Annotated in this window: 6 protein-coding genes; 4 read left to right on the top strand and 2 right to left on the bottom strand. The window is 70.8% G+C overall.

All coding sequences use genetic code 11. The annotated features are described in order from the left end of the window. Window positions 1–437 (bottom strand): hypothetical protein (locus QR77_RS28905; protein ID WP_063798093.1); only part of this gene is annotated, 437 nt, incomplete at its 3' end. Between the two features lie 105 nt (window positions 438–542). Next, window positions 543–2102 carry an MFS transporter gene (locus QR77_RS28900; protein ID WP_040024962.1) on the bottom strand — a complete coding sequence of 520 codons (1560 nt, stop codon included), beginning with the start codon at window positions 2100–2102 and terminating at the stop codon, window positions 543–545. A gap of 126 nt (window positions 2103–2228) precedes the next feature. Here QR77_RS28900 and QR77_RS28895 point away from each other — a divergent pair, with 126 nt between their 5' ends. The 4 genes from QR77_RS28895 to QR77_RS49220 all read left to right on the top strand — a co-directional run. Beyond that, a complete protein-coding gene (locus QR77_RS28895) occupies window positions 2229–3149 on the top strand; it encodes a TetR/AcrR family transcriptional regulator C-terminal domain-containing protein (protein ID WP_040024961.1) in 921 nt (306 codons plus the stop codon). Between the two features lie 243 nt (window positions 3150–3392). Then, window positions 3393–5456, top strand: a complete 2064-nt coding sequence (locus tag QR77_RS28890; RefSeq protein ID WP_040024960.1) for a M4 family metallopeptidase — start codon at window positions 3393–3395, stop codon at window positions 5454–5456. Window positions 5457–5554: 98 nt separating this feature from the next. After that, the gene (locus tag QR77_RS28885) at window positions 5555–6217 is read left to right on the top strand and encodes a response regulator transcription factor (protein ID WP_052489745.1); all 663 of its coding nucleotides are present in this window, start codon (window positions 5555–5557) and stop codon (window positions 6215–6217) included. After that, the coding region (locus tag QR77_RS49220) for a histidine kinase (protein WP_236710844.1) at window positions 6205–6889 on the top strand (685 nt) is incomplete at its 3' end. The genes QR77_RS28885 and QR77_RS49220, both read left to right, overlap by 13 nt.

The raw sequence follows: 6889 nt of genomic DNA, 5'->3' as shown, positions 1-6889 counted from the left end.
TCAGCGCCGCTGTCGGTGTTGCCGCCCGCGCCGCCGCCCACGCCACCGTCGGCGCCACCGTCAACGCCGCCAGCGGCGATCCGCGCGGCCATGACCTCGACCAGCTTGTTCTGGTCCTTCGCGGAGAGCGCCTGGACCGTGCCCTTGTTGCCGTCGAACTCCCATTCCACGGAACGGGCCTTGGAACGCTGGATGTAGGCCACCAGGACGTTGCTCATGGCCTTCAGCGTCGCCGCCGAGAACGCGCCGCTGACGACGAGGGCGCCGATCTCGTACCCGGCGGAGGCCATCGAGCCGACCGGTGCCGGCGCCTGCCTGCGCTCCACGTTGAACAGACCGAGGGTCCGCAAGTCCTGGTAGAGGCCCCGTGCTTGGCGCTCCACCTGCTCATCGGACGCGGTGGGCCCGGCATCCACCCGGAGCACCAGCTCGTACACCCTGCCTCCCCCGGCGTCGCGGTTTCCAGTCGACGGCTGATCGTATAGCGAACCGAGCCGGCGGCGGGAGCCAATCGCGTGTTCCGGGGGTACCGATGCCGCCCCTCACCCGGCGGGCGCCTCCACCGGTTCCCCCACCGGTTCCTCCACGGCTGTACGCACCCGGGCCCCCCGCAGCAGCGCCAGTGCGCAGACCGCGCCCGCCAGCATCGCCACCGCCGCGCCGAAGGCCGCCAGGTCCATGCCGTGGGTGAACGCCTCCCTGGCGGCGGACAGCAGGGGTCCGCCCGGGGCCGCCGGGAGGTGCCGGGCCGTCGACACGGCGCCCCCCAGAGTCTCGGCGGCGGCATGCGGGAGGCCGGGGAGCGCCTTGGTCACGTCGGCGCTGTACACCGCGGCGCCGATGGAGCCGAGGACGGCCATGCCCAGCGCTCCGCCGAGCTCCTCGCCCGACTGGAGGACGGCGGCGGCCGAGCCCGCGCTCTCCACCGGGGCGGCGCCCAGGGCGAGTTCGTTGGCCAGGGTCATCGCGTTGACCAGGCCGGCCGCGTAGAGCGCCGAGCCGGCGAGGACCGTCCACAGCGCCGAATCGGTGCCTGTCCTGGTCAGCCAGAGGAAACCCGCGGCGGCGACCAGCAGGCCGCCCGCCATGACGTACGCGCGGTCGAGGCGGAGGGCGAGCGTGGCCCCGAGCGGGACGGCCACGACGACTCCCGCCGAAGGGGCCATACTCCACAGCGCCGCCTCGAACGGGCTCTGGCCCAGGACTGATTGGAGGTACTGCGTGAAGAAGACGGCGAAGCCGACCATCGCCGCCATCGCGAGCAGGTTGACGAGCACCGACCCGCCGTACGCCGGGCGCCGTAGCAACTCCAGGTCAACCATCGGGTGTTCGAGCCGGGACTGACGGCGTACGAAGACGACGCCCAGCGCGAGGCCGGCGGCGATGCCCAGCACGGGCAGTGGCTCGTACCCGTTCTTGGCCAGTTCCTTGATGCCCTGGATGACGGGCAGCAGCGCGGCGAGCGACAGCAGCGCGCTCAGTACATCGAACGGGCCGCGGCGCTCCGACCTGAACTCCGGTAGCAGGAACGGCGCGAGGACGAGCAGCAGGACCATCGCTGGCAGGTTCACGAGGAAGACCGAACCCCACCAGAAGTGGGCCAGGAGCGCGCCGCTGACCACCGGTCCGAAAGAGATCCCGGTGGCCATGACGGTGGTCCACAGGGTGACGGCCTTCGCCCGCTGCGCCGGATCGGTGAACAGACTGCGGATCAGCGCGAGCGTCGACGGCATCAGACAGGCGCCGCCGACGCCGAGGAGCGCCCTGGCCGCGATGAGAGTGCCGGGCGAGTGGGCGTAAGCGGCGGCCACCGAGGCGACGCCGAAGACCGCGGCTCCGGCGAGCAGCACCTTCCGGCGTCCGAGGCGGTCGCCCAGGGAGCCCATCGTGATGAGGAGTCCGGCGAGCACGAACCCGTACGTGTCGAGGATCCAGAGTTGCTGGGTGGAGCCGGGTTCGAGGTCTTCGCTGATCGAGGGAATGGCGAAGTACAGGATGGAGACGTCCATCGAGACCAGCAGCAGCGGCAGCATCAGGACGCCGAGCGCGGTCCACTCCCGACGTCCGGCGCGAGGCGCTCCTGTGTACGTGTCAGGTGTCATGCGGCGAGCGAAACAGCGCACTTCGTACGGGGCAAACAGCCCCCTAGTACACTGCCCGGTCCCCCGGCGAATCCCGCTGTTCAGGTACGCGCACGGGCCCCTCAGCGCACTAGTACACTCGGCGCGGTGCCGAGCCGACCGCCCTACCTCAGGATCGCCGACGAGATCCGCCGCCGCATCGACAGCGGCGAGCTGTCCCCCGGCGACCGCGTCCCCTCCACGCGGGCGATCACGCGGGAGTGGGGCGTCGCCGTGGCGACAGCGACGAAGGCGCTGGCCGTGCTGCGACAGGAGGGACTGGTGCAGCCGACGACGGGGGTCGGCACGGTGGTCCGGCGTACCGGTCCCGGCCCGGGGCGCCCTCGCGGCGCCGCCGGCGAGCCGCCGGACATCCGCCGCCGGATCATCAGGACCGCGATGGAACTCGCGGACACCGAGGGGCTGCCCGCCCTCTCGATGCGCCGGGTCGCCTCCGCGCTCTCCATGCCGACCATGGCGCTCTACCGCCATGTCCCCGGCAAGAACGAGCTGGTACGCCTGATGTCCGACGCGGCCTTCGCCGAGCGGCCCCTCGGACCGGTGCCGCCGCACTGGCGTACGGGACTTGAGTACGCGGCGCGGTGGCTGCGCACGGCGCACCGGCACCACCCCTGGCTCGCCGTCGCGATGGCGTCCTTCACCCGGCCCACCGCCACGCCCCACGCCATGGCGTACGCGGAATGGGTGCTGGGCTGCCTGACGGGCCGCGGGCTGACCCAGTACCAGATGGTGTACACCCACCTCACCGTCTTCGCCTATGTCCAGGGCGTCTCGGCGGCGGCCGACCTGGAGACGCAGGCCCAGCAGGACAGCGGACTCTCGGTCGCCGAATGGATGGCACGGAATGAGCCACAGTTCGATGCGCTGTCGTCGAGCGGGGCTTATCCCCTGCTCAACTCACTGTTCACAACGGAGGAGTTCGAGCTGGACCTCGACATCCTCTTTGAATTCGGGCTCCAGCGAACTCTCGACGGCATCGCCGCGATGATCGACGAAACGTCCGCTTAACGAACGGTGCTGTACGGGCAGCGGACGAATTCCGGCCAACTTGTTGACGCGCTCCTGACAGCAGGGCGTCGCCACTGCCACTCTTCCCCCGTTCTGCCCAGCACTTCGCTCAGCTTCTTCACAGCGTTCCGCTCAGGTTCAAGGCAGCACTCCGCTCAGGCTCTTCCGCACCACTCTGCTCGGCTTGCAACGACCGGGCCGCCCTCACAGCGGCCCAGTACCCCCCTCGCAGAAGGAGTTCGCGTGAGACCCACGCCCAGCCGTCGTGCCACAGCGACCGGCGCCCTGATCGCAGCAGCAGCACTTCTGACCGTCGGTGTGCAGGCCTCGGCGGCCACAGCACAGCCGGACGCCTCGGCCGCACCGGCGCTGCCGGCCGCCCTGGTCGCCCAGGCCGCCCACACGGCCAACCCCGGCGCGCTGCCCCGCGCGCTCTCCCCGGCCCAGCGCGCGGCGCTGATATCCCAGGCCGACGCCGCCAAGGCGGCGACGGCCAAGGAACTCGGCCTGGGCGCACAGGAGAAGCTCCTCGTCCGCGATGTCGTCCAGGACATCGACGGGACCACCCACACGCGCTACGAGCGCACCTACAACGGACTCCCGGTCCTCGGCGGCGACCTCGTTGTCGCCGAGTCGAAGGCGGGCACGACCGAGTCCGTCACCAAAGCCTCAGCCGCCGCCCTCAAGGACGTCGACACCACCGCCGGTGTCGCCCCCGCCACCGCCCAGAAGCAGGCGCTCAGCGCCGCGAAGGCCGACGGCTCCAAGAGCACCACCCCCGACCGCGCTCCCCGCCAGGTCGTGTGGCTGGCCCAGGGCTCCCCCGTACTCGCCTACGAGACCGTCGTCGGCGGGCTCCAGGAGGACGGCACGCCCAACCAGCTCCATGTCATCACCGACGCCACCACCGGCAAGAAGCTCTTCCAGTACCAGGGCATCGAAACCGGCGTCGGCAACACGGAGTTCAGCGGCCAGGTCACCCTCGGGTCGACGCAGTCGGGCTCGACGTACAACCTCACCGACGCCGGTCGCGGCGGCCACCAGACGTTCACGCTGAAGAACACCAGCGGCAGCGGCAAGGGCACGCTGCTGTCGGGCCCGGACGACATCTGGGGTGACGGCACCGTCGCCAACCAGGAGACGGCAGCCGCCGACGCCGCGTACGGCGCCGGACTCACCTGGGACTACTACAAGAACGTCCACGGCCGCACCGGCATCGAGGGCGACGGCAAGGCCGCGTACTCCCGGGTCCACTACGGCAACGGCTACGTCAACGCCTTCTGGGACGACGCCTGCTTCTGCATGACGTACGGCGACGGTTCGCAGAACAAGGCTCCGCTGACCGCCGTCGACGTGGCGGGACACGAGATGTCCCACGGCGTCACGGCCGCGACAGCCGGCCTGGTCTACTCGGGCGAGTCGGGCGGCCTCAACGAGGGCACCTCCGACATCTTCGGCACCTCCGTCGAGTGGTACGCCAACAACGCGAACGACCCGGGCGACTACCTCATCGGTGAAGAGATCGACATCAACGGCGACGGCACGCCGCTGCGTTACATGGACGAGCCGAGCAAGGACGGCGGCTCGGCCGACTCCTGGTACTCCGGCGTCGGCAACCTCGACGTGCACTACTCGTCGGGCATCGCCAACCACTTCTTCTACCTTCTCTCCGAGGGCAGCGGCTCCAAGGTCATCGGCGGTGTCAGCTACAACTCGCCGACCTCCGACGGCCTGCCGGTGACCGGCATCGGCCGGGCGAAGGCGGAGCAGATCTGGTTCAAGGCGCTCTCCACGAAGTTCACCAGCACGACGAACTACGCGGCGGCCCGCACCGGCACGCTCGCTGTCGCCGGTGAGCTGTACGGCACCACGAGCGCCGAGTACACGGCCGTCGCGAACGCGTGGGCCGGTGTCAACGTCGGCACCCGCCCGGGCGGCGGCGACCCGGACCCGGGCGACGGGACGGTCTTCGAGAGCACCACGGCGGTCGCCATTCCGGACCGCGGCGCAGCGGTGACCTCGTCGGTCAACGTCACGGGAGTCACGGGCAAAGCCCCCAGCGACCTCAAGGTCGGCGTCAACATCACGCACACGTGGCGCGGTGACCTGGTCCTCGACCTGGTGGCTCCGGACGGTACGGCGTACCGCCTGAAGAACTCCAGCTCGACGGACTCGGCCGACAACGTCATCGCGACGTACACCGTCAACGCCTCTTCGGAGACGGCCAACGGCACGTGGAAGCTGAAGGCCCAGGACGTCGCCTCCGGCGACACCGGCCGCATCAACAGCTTCAAGCTCACCTTCTGAACCACCGGGCCTGAGGGGCCCGCGCACCACTCGTAGCACCGTGGCCGCCCGGGGAGAGTCATCCTCCCCCCGGGCGGCCACCCCGTATCGTGGGCCGCGTGATCAGGGTGCTGCTGGCGGACGACGAGGCGATGATGCGCGCCGGAGTGCGGGCCATCCTGGAGACCGACCCGGGGATCGAGGTCGTCGCCGAGGCGGGCGACGGGCGCGAGGCGGTCGAACTCGCCCTGAAACACCGGCCCGACGTCGCCCTCCTCGACATCCGGATGCCACGGCTCGACGGACTCGGTGCGGCGCGCGAGCTACGGCGTACGGCGCCGGGCACCGCGCTCGTCATGCTCACCACCTTCTCCGAAGACGCCTATATCTCCGAGGCGTTGGGGTCGGGCGTGAGCGGGTTCCTGCTCAAGTCGGGTGACCCGCACGAGCTGATCGCGGGCGTCAGGGCGGTCACCGAGGGCGCCGCCTTCCTCTCCCCCGTCGTCGCGCACCGGGTGATCACGCATCTGGGCACCGGAGGACTCTCCCGGGCCGCCGAGGCCCGGTCCACCCTGGCGCCGCTGACGGCGCGCGAGCGCGAGGTGGTCGCGCTGGTCGGCGCCGGGCTGTCGAACGGCGAGATCGCGGGGCGGCTGTACGTCGTCGAAGCCACCGTCAAGGCCCATGTCAGCGCTGTCCTCGGCCGATTGGGGCTGAAGAACCGCGTGCAGCTCGCGATCCTCGCGTACGAGGCCGGCCTGGTCGACGCGTGCCGGGGGTGATGGACCGGGCCCGGGAAACCCTGCGGCGCGAGCGGACCGGAGACCGGGTCGTCGATCTGGCGCTGTGGGCGGGGTTGAGCTGTTTCGTCCTGCTGAAGGGCGGGAGCGACGAGGACGGTTCATGGTGGGTGGCCGTCCTCGGTGTGCTGCTGCTCGCGGTGGGTGTGCTGGTCTGCCGCGCCGTCCCGCCGGTCCCACTTCTCCTGGTGATCGTGGCGAGCGCCACTCTCGACCCGCAGCTCTTCACCACGTCGTACGTCGTCGCGATGGTCGCCTTCGGCTGGCTGGCCGGCCGCCGGACGGAGCACGCAGGGCCCGCCCTCTATCTGCTGGCGGGGACGGTGACGGGCGGGCTGGTGCTGACGTTCGCCGTCGGCGACGACCTGTGGACCTTCTTCACCTTCCTGACCACACTGCTGCTCGCCGTCGTCCTGCCCTGGCTGGTCGGCCGTTACGTCCGGCAGTACGCCGAACTCGTCGGCGCGGGGTGGCAGTTGGCCGATCGGATGGAGCGTGAGCAGCGCGCGGTCGCCGACCGGGAGCGGCTGCGCGAGCGCTCACGTATCGCCGGGGACATGCACGACTCACTGGGGCACGAGCTGTCGCTGATCGCCGTACGGGCAGGCGCACTTCAGGTCGATCCGGCCCTCGGCGCCCGGCAGCGGGCGGCCG

It is taken from the genome of Streptomyces sp. 150FB (assembly GCF_000818195.1).
Classification (GTDB): domain Bacteria; phylum Actinomycetota; class Actinomycetes; order Streptomycetales; family Streptomycetaceae; genus Streptomyces.
Note: the sequence above shows the minus strand (reverse complement) of the source record. Positions and strands in the feature narration are given on the sequence as shown.